General features: G+C 44.0%; 11 protein-coding genes, 11 tRNA genes and 3 rRNA genes. 5 read left to right on the forward strand and 20 right to left on the reverse strand.

Translation table 11 applies throughout. From position 1 onward, the window contains the following. Positions 1-25: 25 nt before the first annotated feature. Together ntdP and J1C86_RS09015 are read left to right on the forward strand one after the other, a co-directional pair. Positions 26-559 (forward strand): nucleoside tri-diphosphate phosphatase, encoded by a 534-nt coding sequence (gene ntdP / locus J1C86_RS09010; protein WP_002896978.1) that lies wholly within the window; start codon positions 26-28, stop codon positions 557-559. A gap of 127 nt (positions 560-686) precedes the next feature. Then, positions 687-1,004 carry a DUF960 domain-containing protein gene (locus J1C86_RS09015; protein WP_002899683.1) on the forward strand — a complete coding sequence of 106 codons (318 nt, stop codon included), beginning with the start codon at positions 687-689 and terminating at the stop codon, positions 1,002-1,004. Positions 1,005-1,342: 338 nt separating this feature from the next. On the opposite strand, the gene J1C86_RS09020 is transcribed toward J1C86_RS09015, so the two are convergent. From J1C86_RS09020 to J1C86_RS09100, 17 genes are all read right to left on the reverse strand, one after another. Beyond that, positions 1,343-1,416: transfer RNA gene (locus tag J1C86_RS09020), tRNA-Pro, on the reverse strand. Positions 1,417-1,462: 46 nt separating this feature from the next. Then, positions 1,463-1,536: transfer RNA gene (locus tag J1C86_RS09025), tRNA-Arg, on the reverse strand. A 57-nt stretch (positions 1,537-1,593) separates the two neighbouring features. Next, positions 1,594-1,667 (reverse strand) — tRNA-Arg (locus J1C86_RS09030). Between the two features lie 31 nt (positions 1,668-1,698). Further along, a tRNA-Leu gene (locus tag J1C86_RS09035) sits at positions 1,699-1,784 on the reverse strand. Positions 1,785-1,791: 7 nt separating this feature from the next. Further along, positions 1,792-1,863, reverse strand: a tRNA-Gly gene (locus J1C86_RS09040). A 14-nt stretch (positions 1,864-1,877) separates the two neighbouring features. Beyond that, positions 1,878-1,950: transfer RNA gene (locus tag J1C86_RS09045), tRNA-Thr, on the reverse strand. Positions 1,951-1,966: 16 nt separating this feature from the next. Continuing rightward, positions 1,967-2,048: transfer RNA gene (locus J1C86_RS09050), tRNA-Leu, on the reverse strand. A 5-nt stretch (positions 2,049-2,053) separates the two neighbouring features. Then, positions 2,054-2,126 (reverse strand) — tRNA-Lys (locus J1C86_RS09055). 29 nt (positions 2,127-2,155) lie between these two features. After that, positions 2,156-2,228: transfer RNA gene (locus J1C86_RS09060), tRNA-Asp, on the reverse strand. 16 nt (positions 2,229-2,244) lie between these two features. After that, positions 2,245-2,317: transfer RNA gene (locus J1C86_RS09065), tRNA-Val, on the reverse strand. A gap of 3 nt (positions 2,318-2,320) precedes the next feature. Next, a 5S ribosomal RNA gene (gene rrf, locus J1C86_RS09070) occupies positions 2,321-2,436 on the reverse strand. A gap of 116 nt (positions 2,437-2,552) precedes the next feature. Beyond that, a 23S ribosomal RNA gene (locus J1C86_RS09075) occupies positions 2,553-5,453 on the reverse strand. 127 nt (positions 5,454-5,580) lie between these two features. Beyond that, positions 5,581-5,653 (reverse strand) — tRNA-Ala (locus J1C86_RS09080). A 64-nt stretch (positions 5,654-5,717) separates the two neighbouring features. Continuing rightward, positions 5,718-7,265 (reverse strand): 16S ribosomal RNA (locus J1C86_RS09085). The 16S, 23S and 5S rRNA genes sit together here with 11 tRNA genes alongside, the layout of an rRNA operon. 335 nt (positions 7,266-7,600) lie before the next feature. Next, positions 7,601-8,143: a ribosome hibernation-promoting factor, HPF/YfiA family gene (gene hpf, locus J1C86_RS09090; RefSeq protein ID WP_002903257.1), complete on the reverse strand. Its 543-nt coding sequence runs from the start codon at positions 8,141-8,143 to the stop codon at positions 7,601-7,603. A gap of 81 nt (positions 8,144-8,224) precedes the next feature. Beyond that, positions 8,225-8,890: a ComF family protein gene (locus tag J1C86_RS09095; protein ID WP_125408175.1), complete on the reverse strand. Its 666-nt coding sequence runs from the start codon at positions 8,888-8,890 to the stop codon at positions 8,225-8,227. Then, on the reverse strand, positions 8,887-10,185 hold the full coding sequence (locus J1C86_RS09100; protein ID WP_125408173.1) for a DEAD/DEAH box helicase: 1,299 nt from the start codon (positions 10,183-10,185) through the stop codon (positions 8,887-8,889). Before J1C86_RS09100 ends, J1C86_RS09095 begins: the two co-directional genes overlap by 4 nt. A 56-nt stretch (positions 10,186-10,241) precedes the next feature. On the opposite strand from J1C86_RS09100, the gene J1C86_RS09105 reads away from it, so the two are divergent. From J1C86_RS09105 to cysK, 3 genes are all read left to right on the forward strand, one after another. Continuing rightward, the gene (locus tag J1C86_RS09105) at positions 10,242-10,886 is read left to right on the forward strand and encodes a YigZ family protein (protein ID WP_125408171.1); all 645 of its coding nucleotides are present in this window, start codon (positions 10,242-10,244) and stop codon (positions 10,884-10,886) included. A gap of 11 nt (positions 10,887-10,897) precedes the next feature. Further along, positions 10,898-11,338 (forward strand): PH domain-containing protein, encoded by a 441-nt coding sequence (locus J1C86_RS09110; protein ID WP_002911311.1) that lies wholly within the window; start codon positions 10,898-10,900, stop codon positions 11,336-11,338. A gap of 100 nt (positions 11,339-11,438) precedes the next feature. Then, positions 11,439-12,368 (forward strand): cysteine synthase A, encoded by a 930-nt coding sequence (cysK, locus tag J1C86_RS09115; protein ID WP_125408169.1) that lies wholly within the window; start codon positions 11,439-11,441, stop codon positions 12,366-12,368. Between the two features lie 209 nt (positions 12,369-12,577). On the opposite strand, the gene tnpA is transcribed toward cysK, so the two are convergent. The 3 genes from tnpA to J1C86_RS09130 form a co-directional block, all read right to left on the reverse strand. Then, positions 12,578-13,042, reverse strand: a complete 465-nt coding sequence (gene tnpA / locus J1C86_RS09120) for an IS200/IS605 family transposase (protein ID WP_125408167.1) — start codon at positions 13,040-13,042, stop codon at positions 12,578-12,580. Between the two features lie 185 nt (positions 13,043-13,227). Next, the gene (locus tag J1C86_RS09125) at positions 13,228-13,590 is read right to left on the reverse strand and encodes a S1 RNA-binding domain-containing protein (RefSeq protein WP_002901252.1); all 363 of its coding nucleotides are present in this window, start codon (positions 13,588-13,590) and stop codon (positions 13,228-13,230) included. Next, complete coding sequence (locus J1C86_RS09130) at positions 13,590-14,990, reverse strand: bifunctional Cof-type HAD-IIB family hydrolase/peptidylprolyl isomerase (RefSeq protein WP_125409530.1); 1,401 nt, start codon at positions 14,988-14,990, stop codon at positions 13,590-13,592. Before J1C86_RS09130 ends, J1C86_RS09125 begins: the two co-directional genes overlap by 1 nt. Between the last annotated feature and the right edge of the window lie 15 nt (positions 14,991-15,005).

Here is a 15,005-nt window from a genome sequence, read left to right on the forward strand (position 1 = left end):
ATAAATTGTAGAAAGTTGGTAAGTTATGAAACTTCCAAAAGAAGGCGACTTTATTACAATTCAAAGTTATAAGCATGATGGGAATCTTCACCGCACCTGGCGAGATACCATGGTACTAAAGACAACAGAAAACGCCATTATTGGCGTTAATGACCACACACTGGTAACAGAAAGTGATGGCCGACGTTGGGTAACACGTGAACCAGCCATTGTCTATTTTCATAAAAAATACTGGTTTAATATCATTGCCATGATTCGCGACAATGGAACTTCATACTACTGCAACCTAGCCAGTCCTTACTATCTGGATAATGAAGCACTAAAATACATTGACTATGATTTAGACGTCAAAGTCTTTGCTGATGGTGAAAAACGCCTGTTGGATGTAGAAGAATATGAACGCCACAAAAAGCAGATGCACTATTCTGATGATTTGGATTTCATTCTCAAAGAAAATGTCAAAATCCTAGTTGATTGGATTAACAACGGAAGAGGTCCATTTTCAGATGCTTATGTCAATATTTGGTACAAACGTTATGTTGAACTAAAGAATCGATAAAGTTGTCAAAGAGCGTAAGCTCTTTTTCTTTTATCTAATTCGGTCTCACCAAAGGTCAAATTCTTGCAATCTCAAGCATTTTCGGGTATCATATAAGAAAATCCAGACCGTAAGAAAGGAGTCTCCCATGGCATTTACAAATACTCTCGGCCGATATGCTAGCTTTGGCATCATGACGAGCCTCCCTGAAGAAATTGTCGATTCATTCTGGTACATCATTGATAACAATCTCAAAGGGGTCTTTGAACTTCGCCCAGTCCTCAAGTTCGAAATCATCAACCGACAAGGAAGGGTATCCCTACGATTCTCACAAAAAAATTTCAACACTATTATTTCATTTGACTTAAACTATCAATTTGACCCTTTCTTTCCCAGAAAAGTCTACATCGTTGATAACAAGGGCAAAGAAACCATTATGCTATCTGACGAATACTCTTTGATGTAGTAAATCAAACTCAGCACATATAAAAACCTCTGAAAGCAACAAATACTGCTATCAGAGGTTTTTATCTTTAATATCACTAATATCAAATGAAAAGTACATTTCAGCAGCTTGATACAAACTAAACTTCTGGAACACTAGACTTTAAAATCAAACTAAACCTAGTTGAATAATCAAATCCCTTGCTTTCAAATAGGATTATATAAAGAGACAAAACCAGAAGTTCTAAAAGATTCTATCGCTAATTAAATCCTATGTAAGCTAAGTCATAAATACTGTAAATACAGTTTTCTTAAAAACAAAAAAGATAGATTAGTACATCTATCATCTATGTTATCTAGTCGGGAAGACAGGATTCGAACCTGCGACACCTTGGTCCCAAACCAAGTACTCTACCAAGCTGAGCTACTTCCCGATGTTTAAACAATCTAAAAACGGAGCCCTAAGACTTCGCTTCCAAATGCACCCTAGAGGAGTCGAACCTCTAACCGCCTGATTCGTAGTCAGGTACTCTATCCAGTTGAGCTAAGGGTGCTCAGTATTCATACTAAATTCAGTATAGCAAAACTTAAGAAAAAATTAAATAATTTAATGCACCCTAGAGGAGTCGAACCTCTAACCGCCTGATTCGTAGTCAGGTACTCTATCCAGTTGAGCTAAGGGTGCTCATCTTCTTCTACTGCCTCTTACAAGTCTATGCCGAGGACCGGAATCGAACCGGTACGATCGTTACCAATCGCAGGATTTTAAGTCCTGTGCGTCTGCCAGTTCCGCCACCCCGGCCGCCTCAAGCGAACGACGGGATTCGAACCCGCGACCCCCACCTTGGCAAGGTGATGTTCTACCACTGAACTACGTTCGCATCCTATTCAAAAATGCCGGCTACATGACTTGAACACGCGACCCTCTGATTACAAATCAGATGCTCTACCAACTGAGCTAAGCCGGCTCATTATTATCTTATATGCGGGTTAAGGGACTTGAACCCCCACGCCCTAAAGCGCCAGATCCTAAATCTGGTGCGTCTGCCAATTCCGCCAAACCCGCTCTTATGACCCGTACTGGGCTCGAACCAGTGACCCTTTGATTAAAAGTCAAATGCTCTACCAACTGAGCTAACGAGTCTCTTACTTTTGAAATCGTCTCGACTTCAACGGTCCCGACGGGAATCGAACCCGCGATCTTCGCCGTGACAGGGCGACGTGATAACCGCTACACTACGGGACCTATTCTTTTCAGAATATGGGAGTTAACGGGATCGAACCGCTGACCCTCTGCTTGTAAGGCAGATGCTCTCCCAGCTGAGCTAAACTCCCTTCGCTAAGCGACTACCATATCTCACAGGGGGCAACCCCCAACTACTTCCGGCGTTCTAGGGCTTAACTGCTGTGTTCGGCATGGGTACAGGTGTATCTCCTAGGCTATCGTCACTTAACTATTGAATTAACTGTCCTGTCCTCTCAGACAAGTCTTGTCAACTCAAAATTGAATACAATATCAAATCTAACATTCCTCTAAACCATCCGCTGCACTCTGATGAATCACTTATTCTAGGATAAGTCCTCGAGCGATTAGTATTAGTCCGCTCCATGTGTCACCACACTTCCACTCCTAACCTATCAACCTGATCTTCTCTCAGGGCTCTTACTAACTTGCGTTATGGGAAATCTCATCTTGAGGTGGGTTTCACACTTAGATGCTTTCAGCGTTTATCCCTTCCCTACATAGCTACCCAGCGATGCTCTTGGCAGAACAACTGGTACACCAGCGGTAAGTCCACTCTGGTCCTCTCGTACTAGGAGCAGATCCTCTCAAATTTCCTACGCCCGCGACGGATAGGGACCGAACTGTCTCACGACGTTCTGAACCCAGCTCGCGTGCCGCTTTAATGGGCGAACAGCCCAACCCTTGGGACCGACTACAGCCCCAGGATGCGACGAGCCGACATCGAGGTGCCAAACCTCCCCGTCGATGTGAACTCTTGGGGGAGATAAGCCTGTTATCCCCAGGGTAGCTTTTATCCGTTGAGCGATGGCCCTTCCATGCGGAACCACCGGATCACTAAGCCCGACTTTCGTCCCTGCTCGAGTTGTAGCTCTCGCAGTCAAGCTCCCTTATACCTTTACACTCTGCGACTGATTTCCAACCAGTCTGAGGGAACCTTTGGGCGCCTCCGTTACCTTTTAGGAGGCGACCGCCCCAGTCAAACTGCCCGTCAGACACTGTCTCCGTAGATGATAAACCTACCGGGTTAGAGTGGCCATAACACAAGGGTAGTATCCCAACAACGCCTCCATCGAAACTGGCGTCCCGATTTCATAGGCTCCTACCTATCCTGTACATGTGGCACAGACACTCAATATCAAACTGCAGTAAAGCTCCATGGGGTCTTTCCGTCCTGTCGCGGGTAACCTGCATCTTCACAGGTACTAAAATTTCACCGAGTCTCTCGTTGAGACAGTGCCCAAATCATTACGCCTTTCGTGCGGGTCGGAACTTACCCGACAAGGAATTTCGCTACCTTAGGACCGTTATAGTTACGGCCGCCGTTTACTGGGGCTTCAATTCATACCTTCGCGTTACCGCTAAGCACTCCTCTTAACCTTCCAGCACCGGGCAGGCGTCACCCCCTATACATCATCTTACGATTTAGCAGAGAGCTGTGTTTTTGATAAACAGTTGCTTGGGCCTATTCACTGCGGCTGACAAAAGTCAGCACCCCTTCTCCCGAAGTTACGGGGTCATTTTGCCGAGTTCCTTAACGAGAGTTCTCTCGCTCACCTGAGGCTACTCGCCTCGACTACCTGTGTCGGTTTGCGGTACGGGTAGAGTATGATACAACGCTAGAAGCTTTTCTTGGCAGTGTGACATCACTCACTCGCTACTAAACTTCGCTCCCCATCACAGCTCAACGTTAGAGGTATAAGCATTTGACTCATACCACGCCTCACTGCTTAGACGTACATCCATTCGTACGCACGAGTTAGCCTACTGCGTCCCTCCATCACTTCATACTCTAGTACAGGAATCTCAACCTGTTGGCCATCGGATACACCTTTCGGTCTCTCCTTAGGTCCCGACTAACCCAGGGCGGACGAGCCTTCCCCTGGAAACCTTAGTCTTACGGTGGACAGGATTCTCACCTGTCTTGCGCTACTCATACCGGCATTCTCACTTCTATGCGTTCCAGCACTCCTCACGGTACACCTTCTCCACACATAGAACGCTCTCCTACCATACCTATAAAAGGTATCCACAGCTTCGGTAAATTGTTTTAGCCCCGGTACATTTTCGGCGCAGGGTCACTCGACTAGTGAGCTATTACGCACTCTTTGAATGAATAGCTGCTTCTAAGCTAACATCCTAGTTGTCTGTGCAACCCCACATCCTTTTCCACTTAACAATTATTTTGGGACCTTAGCTGGTGGTCTGGGCTGTTTCCCTTTCGACTACGGATCTTAGCACTCGCAGTCTGACTGCCGACCATAATTCATTGGCATTCGGAGTTTATCTGAGATTGGTAATCCGGGATGGACCCCTCACCCAAACAGTGCTCTACCTCCAAGAATCTTTATGTCGACGCTAGCCCTAAAGCTATTTCGGAGAGAACCAGCTATCTCCAAGTTCGTTTGGAATTTCTCCGCTACCCACAAGTCATCCAAGCACTTTTCAACGTGCCCTGGTTCGGTCCTCCAGTGCGTTTTACCGCACCTTCAACCTGCTCATGGGTAGGTCACATGGTTTCGGGTCTACATCATGATACTAAAGCGCCCTATTCAGACTCGGTTTCCCTACGGCTCCGTCTCTTCAACTTAACCTCGCATCATAACGTAACTCGCCGGTTCATTCTACAAAAGGCACGCTCTCACCCATTAACGGGCTCGAACTTGTTGTAGGCACACGGTTTCAGGTTCTATTTCACTCCCCTCCCGGGGTGCTTTTCACCTTTCCCTCACGGTACTGGTTCACTATCGGTCACTAGGGAGTATTTAGGGTTGGGAGATGGTCCTCCCAGATTCCGACGGGATTTCACGTGTCCCGCCGTACTCAGGATACTGCTAGGTACAGAATCTATTTAAAATACGAGGCTCTTACTCTCTTTGGCTGACTTTCCCAAGTCATTCTTCTATAAATTCTGAGTCCACATTGCAGTCCTACAACCCCGAAGAGTAAACTCTTCGGTTTGCCCTCCTGCCTCTTCGCTCGCCGCTACTAAGGCAATCGCTTTTGCTTTCTCTTCCTGCAGCTACTTAGATGTTTCAGTTCACTGCGTCTTCCTCCTCATTCCCTTAACAGAAATGGGTAACAGGCATCAACCTGTTGGGTTCCCCCATTCGGACACCCCCGGATCAAGTGCTTACTTACAGCTCCCCGAGGCATTTCGTCGTTTGTCACGTCCTTCATCGGCTCCTAGTGCCAAGGCATCCACCGTGCGCCCTTACTAACTTAACCTTATTTTTGACCTTTCAGTCTTAAACTCATTAATTTTTACAGCGTTTTCGGTTTATTTTCTTGTTACTATTTGATATCGGTATTCAATTTTCAATGGACAAGTTCTTTATCTAGTCAAACTAGATAATGGAGCCTAGCGGGATCGAACCGCTGACCTCCTGCGTGCAAAGCAGGCGCTCTCCCAGCTGAGCTAAGGCCCCACATAGCCCTCTCAAAACTAAACAAGACTCAAGTGCATTCCGTGTGTCCTTACGGACTCCTTAGAAAGGAGGTGATCCAGCCGCACCTTCCGATACGGCTACCTTGTTACGACTTCACCCCAATCATCTATCCCACCTTAGGCGGCTGGCTCCTTACGGTTACCTCACCGACTTCGGGTGTTACAAACTCTCGTGGTGTGACGGGCGGTGTGTACAAGGCCCGGGAACGTATTCACCGCGGCGTGCTGATCCGCGATTACTAGCGATTCCGACTTCATGTAGGCGAGTTGCAGCCTACAATCCGAACTGAGACTGGCTTTCAGAGATTAGCTTGCCGTCACCGGCTTGCGACTCGTTGTACCAGCCATTGTAGCACGTGTGTAGCCCAGGTCATAAGGGGCATGATGATTTGACGTCATCCCCACCTTCCTCCGGTTTATTACCGGCAGTCTCGCTAGAGTGCCCAACTCAATGATGGCAACTAACAATAGGGGTTGCGCTCGTTGCGGGACTTAACCCAACATCTCACGACACGAGCTGACGACAACCATGCACCACCTGTCACCTCTGTCCCGAAGGAAAACTCTATCTCTAGAGCGGTCAGAGGGATGTCAAGACCTGGTAAGGTTCTTCGCGTTGCTTCGAATTAAACCACATGCTCCACCGCTTGTGCGGGCCCCCGTCAATTCCTTTGAGTTTCAACCTTGCGGTCGTACTCCCCAGGCGGAGTGCTTAATGCGTTAGCTGCGGCACTAAGCCCCGGAAAGGGCCTAACACCTAGCACTCATCGTTTACGGCGTGGACTACCAGGGTATCTAATCCTGTTTGCTCCCCACGCTTTCGAGCCTCAGCGTCAGTTACAGACCAGAGAGCCGCTTTCGCCACCGGTGTTCCTCCATATATCTACGCATTTCACCGCTACACATGGAATTCCACTCTCCCCTTCTGCACTCAAGTTAAACAGTTTCCAAAGCATACTATGGTTAAGCCACAGCCTTTAACTTCAGACTTATCTAACCGCCTGCGCTCGCTTTACGCCCAATAAATCCGGACAACGCTCGGGACCTACGTATTACCGCGGCTGCTGGCACGTAGTTAGCCGTCCCTTTCTGGTAAGATACCGTCACAGTGTGAACTTTCCACTCTCACACCCGTTCTTCTCTTACAACAGAGCTTTACGATCCGAAAACCTTCTTCACTCACGCGGCGTTGCTCGGTCAGGGTTCCCCCCATTGCCGAAGATTCCCTACTGCTGCCTCCCGTAGGAGTCTGGGCCGTGTCTCAGTCCCAGTGTGGCCGATCACCCTCTCAGGTCGGCTATGTATCGTCGCCTTGGTGAGCCGTTACCTCACCAACTAGCTAATACAACGCAGGTCCATCTGGTAGTGATGCAATTGCATCTTTCAATTAATTATCATGCAATAATCAATTTTATGCGGTATTAGCTATCGTTTCCAATAGTTATCCCCCGCTACCAGGCAGGTTACCTACGCGTTACTCACCCGTTCGCAACTCATCCAAGAAGAGCAAGCTCCTCTCTTCAGCGTTCTACTTGCATGTATTAGGCACGCCGCCAGCGTTCGTCCTGAGCCAGGATCAAACTCTCATTAAAAAGTTTGAGTTCGCACTCATTACTGTCCACTGACAGATTTATTTTCTCGTTTTTTTGACAGGTTACATATCTCTATGTCACCCTGCACTTGGTTCGTCTTGTTCAGTTTTCAAAGGGCTTTGTCTTTCGCGACAACTATATTAGTATATCACCTATACCTACTACCTGTCAATACCTTTTTTAATCTTTTTTTATTTTTTTAAAAGTTTATTTTTCAGTTCTAAGTATAAAGTTAATTTCTTTGTGAGCAGAAAGCTGGTTTATGTCACCTGAGTGTATGACTTTCTATAATCTAAAAAGGTTGAGAAAACTGCTCTCAACCCTCTTTTCTTACTTTATTTAACCTCTAAAAGACCAATATCTCCATCCTCACGACGATATATTACATTCGTGCTGCTGTCCTCTGCATCGGAATAGATAAAGAAATCATGTCCCAATAAATCCATTTGCAGAATCGCTTCTTCCAAGTCCATCGGCTTCAAATCTATGTGTTTTGAACGGACAACTTTTGACGGAACTTCTTCTGCTTCCTCAGCAAAGGAATCTGTGAAAAGCTGACTTGTAGCAACCTTATTGCGATTCTTTCTTTCAATCTTAGTCTTGTTTTTGCGGATTTGGCGCTCAATCTTATCTGTGACCAAATCAATTGATCCATACATGTCCTGAGAGATATCTTCTGCACGAAGAGTGATGGAGCCTAGCGGAATTGTTACTTCCACTTTCGCAGTCTTTTCACGGTAAACCTTGAGGTTCACACGCGCATCAAGTTCTTGCTCTGCTTGGAAATACTTCTCAATCTTCTCAAGTTTAGAAACTACGTAGTCACGGAGAGCATCTGTTACTTCTAGGTTTTCACCACGGATACTATATTTAAGCATATAAGTACCTTCTTTCTAAACATAAATGTTTTATTTATAATATCATTATAACGCTTTCATTCCTTTTTTGCAAATTTTTTCTTATCTTGCGATTGAAAATGTCAAAATTTCTTTCACTCCTGCTTCCAGCAAGATTTGCTTGGCTAATTGCAAGGTTTTTCCAGTCGTATAGATATCATCAACCAGCAAAATTTTATCCGGCAAATCAACTCCATTCTTAATTTTAAAAGCCTGCTGCGTCTGCAGACGCTCCTCACGTGTCTTACTCGACTGTGCCAGGGTGTCTTTTTTCTCCAAGATATTTCTATATGACAAGTTTGCAGCATCTAAAATCCCCTGCACTTGATTAAATCCTCTTACTTGAAATTTTTCGATACTGACTGGAATCGGAACAATGATATGCTCTCTAAACATTTTGACTGCTTTTTTAGCTGCTTTTGCAAATACAAAACGCAATACATAGTCTCCCTGAAACTTGTATTGACTGAAATATTCCTTCATTGCTTCATTATAGGTAAATAGTGACTGATGCTGGACTTGATTCCCCTCTTCCTCCCATTTTTGGCAATCTGTACATAAATCTGATTTTCCATTGCGAAAGCAACGAGGGCAATGCTCTTCAGATATGTGTTCAAAATTTTGATAACAAGTAGAGCAGCAGCTTGGTCCTTCTTTTTTTAATAGAAAAAGCCGTAAAAAACTGCCTTTCTCCTTAATTTGCTCCTTACATAAAAGACACTCTGTCATAATCCCGCCTCCTTATTCATATCCCTCATTTCTCGAATCGCCTTTTCCATAGCAAGGGTAGTCCCATCATGAAAAAATAGCAACTGTCCAGTCGGTCTATCCATACTACGGCCAACTCGGCCTGAAATCTGAACCAGAGCACTACGACTGAACAGGCGATGATTGGCTTCCAAGACAAAAACATCCACGCCAGGAAAGGTTACCCCACGCTCTAAGATAGTCGTTGTCACCAAAATAGTGATCTCCTTGCGACGAAACTGCTCGACAATCTCCAGACGATTTTCTGTAGTGGAGGCGACAAAAGCCAGCTTTTCATCCGGCAGAGCAATCTGCAAAGCCTGAGCAAAATCCTCTCCTCTTTGAATTTCTGCAGCAAATATCAAGAGAGGAAATTGAGTCTCCCTCTGTTTTTGTATATATTTTAAAAGCTTAGGTGTTATTTTCTTCTTCTGAAGATGTTTTTGAAAATCAGATAACCAAATTTTCTGAGGGATGGTCAAGGGATTTCCATGAAATCTTCTGGGAAGACTCAGGCGCTTCAGCTGACCTTTTTGAACTCTTTTATCCAGTTCATCCGTGGAAGTGGCTGTCAGAAAAATAGTTGTAGCATCCTCTTTCACAGAACGCTCTACTGCGTGATACAGCATGGGATTATCCACATAAGGAAAAGCATCTACCTCGTCAACAATCAGTAAATCAAATGCTTGATAAAATTTTAAGAGCTGATGGGTAGTCGCAATCACCAAGGGGCTGCGAAAATAAGCTTCTGACTCCCCATGCAGAAGGGCTATTTCACAAGAAAAATCTTCTTTAAGGCGCCGATAAAGCTCTAAACAAACATCAATCCGCGGGCTAGCCAGACAGACAGAACCTCCTCTATCAATAACTCTTGCAAGCACTTGGTAAATCATTTCTGTTTTTCCGGCGCCAGTAACAGCATGCACTAACGTATTCTGCCTTTTCTCTAGCGCATCAAGTAATCCTTTGGAAACCTTTCCTTGAAACTCTGTCAGTTGCCCCTGCCATTTAAGCACCTGTTTTTTAGGAAAATCCTCTTGAGGAAAATAGTAAAGTTTTTGGTCACTCCGTACCCGGCCCAATATTAAGCATTCTCTACAATAATAACCTCCAACAGGTAGCTGATTTTCTCGTTCAATCAAGCTGTTGCAGCGTCCACAGTGGAGCTTGCCTTTTTCTTCTCGGATACTGGGAATTTCTTTTGCTTGTGCTCGCAAGCTAGACTCTAACTGACTCTCTGTAAATATACGTCCTAAACAATCTTGCAACTCTAACATACTTATTTATTCGTAATTTTTTGGCAAAATTCGTCTTTTTTTTGTAAAATATAGTTATGGAATTTAAGACAATTAAAGAAGATGGTATGGTTCAAGAGGAAATTAAAAAATCCCGCTTTATCTGCCATGTAAAAAGAATTTACTCTGAGGAAGAGGCTCGCGCTTTTATAGCTGCTATAAAAAAAGAACATTACAAGGCCACTCATAACTGCTCTGCTTTTATCATTGGGGAAAAGAGTGATATAAAGCGAACTAGCGATGATGGTGAGCCCAGCGGAACAGCCGGAGTTCCTATGCTGGGAGTCCTAGAAAAACACAATTTGACCAATCTTTGCGTTGTGGTTACTCGCTATTTTGGCGGTATTAAACTAGGAGCCGGCGGCCTGATTCGAGCTTATGCCGGCAGTGTTGCTCTGGCTATTAAGGAGATTGGACTGGTTGAGATAAAAGAACAAGCTGGCCTGCGCTTAAAACTGTCTTACAGCCAATATCAGGATTTTGCGAATTTTTTGAAGGTCCAAAACTTAGAAGAAACCGATACTATCTTTACAGAATTAGTTGATACAACCATTTATATTGACAAAAATATCAAAGAAACCACTAAGAGAAATTTAACAGAATTTTTCAACGGAAAAATAGAACTAACTGACTTAGGCTTGCGAGAAGTTGAGGTGCATGCTATACTAGATGAAGAAAATTAAAGGAGAAAATTATGGCATTTGGAAAATTAATGCAAGGATTAGCTGGAAATTTCAGCGAACAAAATGTTGATCAACTTTCAAAAGAATACGGACAATATTTACTTGAAGGTGAAGTTATCCAGAGCGGCTATACTCTGATTCGTGACTCTATCTTATTTACAAATATTCGTATTATTTTTACTGACAAGCAAGGAGCAACCGGCCGGAAGATGTCTGTGAAATCAATTTTTCTGATGAATATTGTGGACGTTGATATGGAAACTGCTGGAGCTGGTATTGATGATAGTGAAATTACAATCACTTATTTAGACAATGCCTTTTTAAAAGCCCACAACGAGTTCCCTAAGAAACATAAGTTCGAATTTCCTAAAAAAGCAGATATTGCTCCCTTATATAAATATCTATTTGAATTAGCCTATAATAATCGTTTGAAAATTAATGGTTTAATCTAATATAAAAAAATCCTATCACTTTGATAGGATTTTTATATTTTACAAAGCTCTTATTTCATTTTATACTAATTCTATTAAATTATATTGAGGTATGTATTCTATGTCACGTATTTATCAAAACATTACAGAACTAATTGGGCAAACTCCCATCGTCAAATTGAACAACTTGGTTCCAAAAGGAGCTGCTGAGGTTTATGTGAAGTTAGAGGCTTTCAATCCTGGATCTTCTGTTAAAGACCGGATTGCTCTCAGCATGATTGAGGCGGCTGAACGCGATGGCCTTATCCAGCCTGGCGATACTATCGTTGAAGCAACCAGCGGAAATACTGGCATTGGCCTTTCATGGGTTGGAGCAGCCAAAGGCTACAAGGTTGTCATTGTTATGCCAGAGACCATGAGTGTGGAGCGCCGCAAAATTATCCAAGCTTATGGTGCTGAGTTAGTCTTGACTCCGGGCAGCGAAGGAATGAAAGGGGCTATTGCAAAAGCACAAGAAATCGCCCAAGAACGAAATGGTTGGTTGCCGCTGCAGTTTAATAATCCGGCCAATCCAGAGGTTCACGAACGAACAACAGGAGCAGAAATTATTGCTGCTTTCGGTGAAACTGGACTGGATGCTTTTGTAGGCGGTGTCGGAACTGGCGGAACTATTTCAGGTGTGTCTCATGCTCTCAAAAAAGTTAATCCGGACATCCAAATCTACGCAGTTGAAGCAGACGAATCTGCTATCCTTTCTGGTGAGAAGCCAGGTCCTCACAAAATCCAAGGACTTTCAGCTGGATTCATTCCAGAGACCTTGGATACAGCAGCCTACAACGGTATTGTCCGCGTAACTTCTGATCAAGCACTGGAATTCGGACGTTATATTGGCGGTCAGGAAGGCTTCTTAGTGGGAATTTCATCTGCTGCTGCTATTTTCGCAGCTATTGAAGTAGCAAAAAAACTAGGAGCTGGCAAAAAAGTCCTTGCTCTGGCACCTGATAACGGCGAACGCTACCTATCTACTGCTCTCTATGAATTTGATGCTTAGTCTTTTTAAAAAATATGTCCATTTCAACTTAGCAGTCGGATATGATTTGAATGGCAATTCTATCTAAATCATAACCACCCTTCTAACGGGTGGTTTGCACCAGAGCTATAAGCCCACATCACCAGCCAGCGCCTAAAGACGCTGGCTTTCACTTTGTTCAAGCCTCATTGCTCTTGACTCGTCACAATCCTCTCAAAGAGGTGTTTGCATTACTTACCACTATCCCTAAAGGGATCCTCATATTCTTTTACACTCAATTTATCCAACGCTATATCATGCTTTTCCTGCTCTTGGATATATTTCTTGATGGTGGCTTCATTAAGTCCTACTGTACTCACGTAATAACCTTCCGCCCAGAAATGTCGGTTCCCAAACTTATACTTGAGATTAGCGTGTTTGTCAAACATCATGAGTGCACTTTTCCCTTTTAAATACCCCATGAAACTAGAAACACTTATCCTTGGTGGAATGCTTACTAACATATGTACATGATCCGGCATCAAGTGACCTTCGATAATTTCAACACCTTTATAACTACATAATCGGTGAAATATTTCACCCAAACTGTTTCGATATTGATTATAGATAACTTTTCGTCTATACTTAGGTGTAAACACAATGTGATATTTACACATCCACTTTGTGTGTGATAAACTATGTGCCTTTTGCGCCATATTTTTCTCCTTTCGCTTCACAATGGGGTTGAACACCTTTATTGTATCGCGTTTGGAGTTTTTTTGGTATAACCTTCGATGCGCACCCGCATAGCGGGTGGTTTATTTGTCTCGCACCTTACGGAGCGAGACAGACTGAAAGTCAATAACAAAATATCCTGTTCCATAAGAGAACAGGATATTTTTTAAACTTTTTCTTCTTTTAAGAATTTTTTTGCCTCTTTGATCCAGATAGGCAGCTGTCTGCCTAAAGGCTCAAAACCAATTTTACAGCGGTCATTTGAAAAGCGATGGCGTCTAGGAAGACGGTGCTTTTCTTCTTCTAGGGTCCGCATGGACAGACTGGACTTCCCAGAAAATTCATCATAGTCCACAACCTGTACCAAGACTTGCTGGCCGATCTTTACACTATCATGGATATTTTCAATATAGCCTGGACGAATTTCTGAGATATGAATCAAGCCAATCGTTCCGTTTTCCAGTTCAACAAAAGCTCCATAAGGCTGAATCCCTGTGATTTTGCCTTTTAATTTATCACCGATTTTCATCAGTCTTCAACCTCAATCGTCTCAATCACAACATCTTCCACAGGCTTGTCCATAGCCCCCGTCTCAACAGCTGCAATCTTGTCCAAAACTTGGTAGGACGCTTCATCAGCCAGCTGACCAAAGACAGTGTGGCGCCGATCCAAATGCGGTGTTCCTCCCTGACTGGCATAGACTTCAGCGATAGCTTCAGGCCAGCCGCCGCGGCTCAATTCCTTAGCTGAATAAGGAAGATTTTTATTTTGAACAATGAAAAATTGGCTGCCGTTAGTATTCGGTCCAGCATTTGCCATGGAAAGAGCTCCACGAATATTGTACAGTTCAGGTGAAAACTCATCTTCAAATTTCTCACCATAGATAGACTGACCGCCCATACCGGTACCAGTAGGATCGCCACCCTGAATCATAAAGTCCTGAATAATGCGGTGGAAAATCACACCGTCATAATAACCATCTTTAGCAAGGGCAATAAAGTTGGCTACTGTTTTTGGTGCCTGTTCTGGAAACAGCTGAACTTTCATGTCACCGTGATTAGTCTTGATAGTCGCTTTTGGACCTTCTGTTGCTGCAAGTTCTACTTGTGGAAAATGTAATTCTTTTTCTACCATACCTAACTCCTCTAAGGCGGCAAAAATACCGTCTTCTTCTACTGTTTTTGTAATATAATCTGCTCTTTTTCGCAGTTCTTCATGGGAAACGCCCATGGCAATGCCAATTCCGGCATAGTCAAACAATTCCAGATCATTGAGTCCGTCGCCAAAAACCATGACATTTTCAGGTTTCAAGCCCAGATGCTCGACAACCTTGGAAACTCCGGCTGCCTTGGAACCTTCTGTCGGCACGACATCTGACGAATGAGGATGCCAGCGAACCAAACGCAGATGCTCCGCTAACGCCTCTGGCAACTGCAGGCCATCTCCTCTATCCTCAAAAGTCCAAAGCTGATAAATATCCTTGTCTAAATGAAAGTCTGGATTTACAGGCAAATCTGGATAAACCACATCAATGGCCTCTGAAATCAGAGAATTTCGATTGGACAAGGCTGCTCCATGGCTGCCGACCAGACCATAGTCAATCCCTTCCTCCTGAGCCCAAGCAATATAGGATGTCACTCTATCGGACAGGATAACCGTCTGAGAAATCACCTTCCCTTTGCTGTCTTCGACATAGGCTCCATTCAAGGTAACGAAAAAGTCTGGTTGCAAAGCTCTCAGCTCCGGCACGACACCAAACATTCCTCGACCAGACGCAATACCCGTCAAAATTCCTTTGTCTTTCAACTGCTTGAAAACTGTCTGGATAGAATCTGGGATAAAACCTGTATCCTTGACTCGCAAGGTATCATCTATATCAAAAAAGACAATTTTTATCTTTTTAGCCTTATACTTTAATTTTGCGTCCATATCGCCCCTAGTCCA

The organism is Streptococcus sanguinis, from assembly GCF_050220005.1.
Taxonomy (GTDB): Bacteria; Bacillota; Bacilli; order Lactobacillales; family Streptococcaceae; genus Streptococcus; species Streptococcus sanguinis_Z.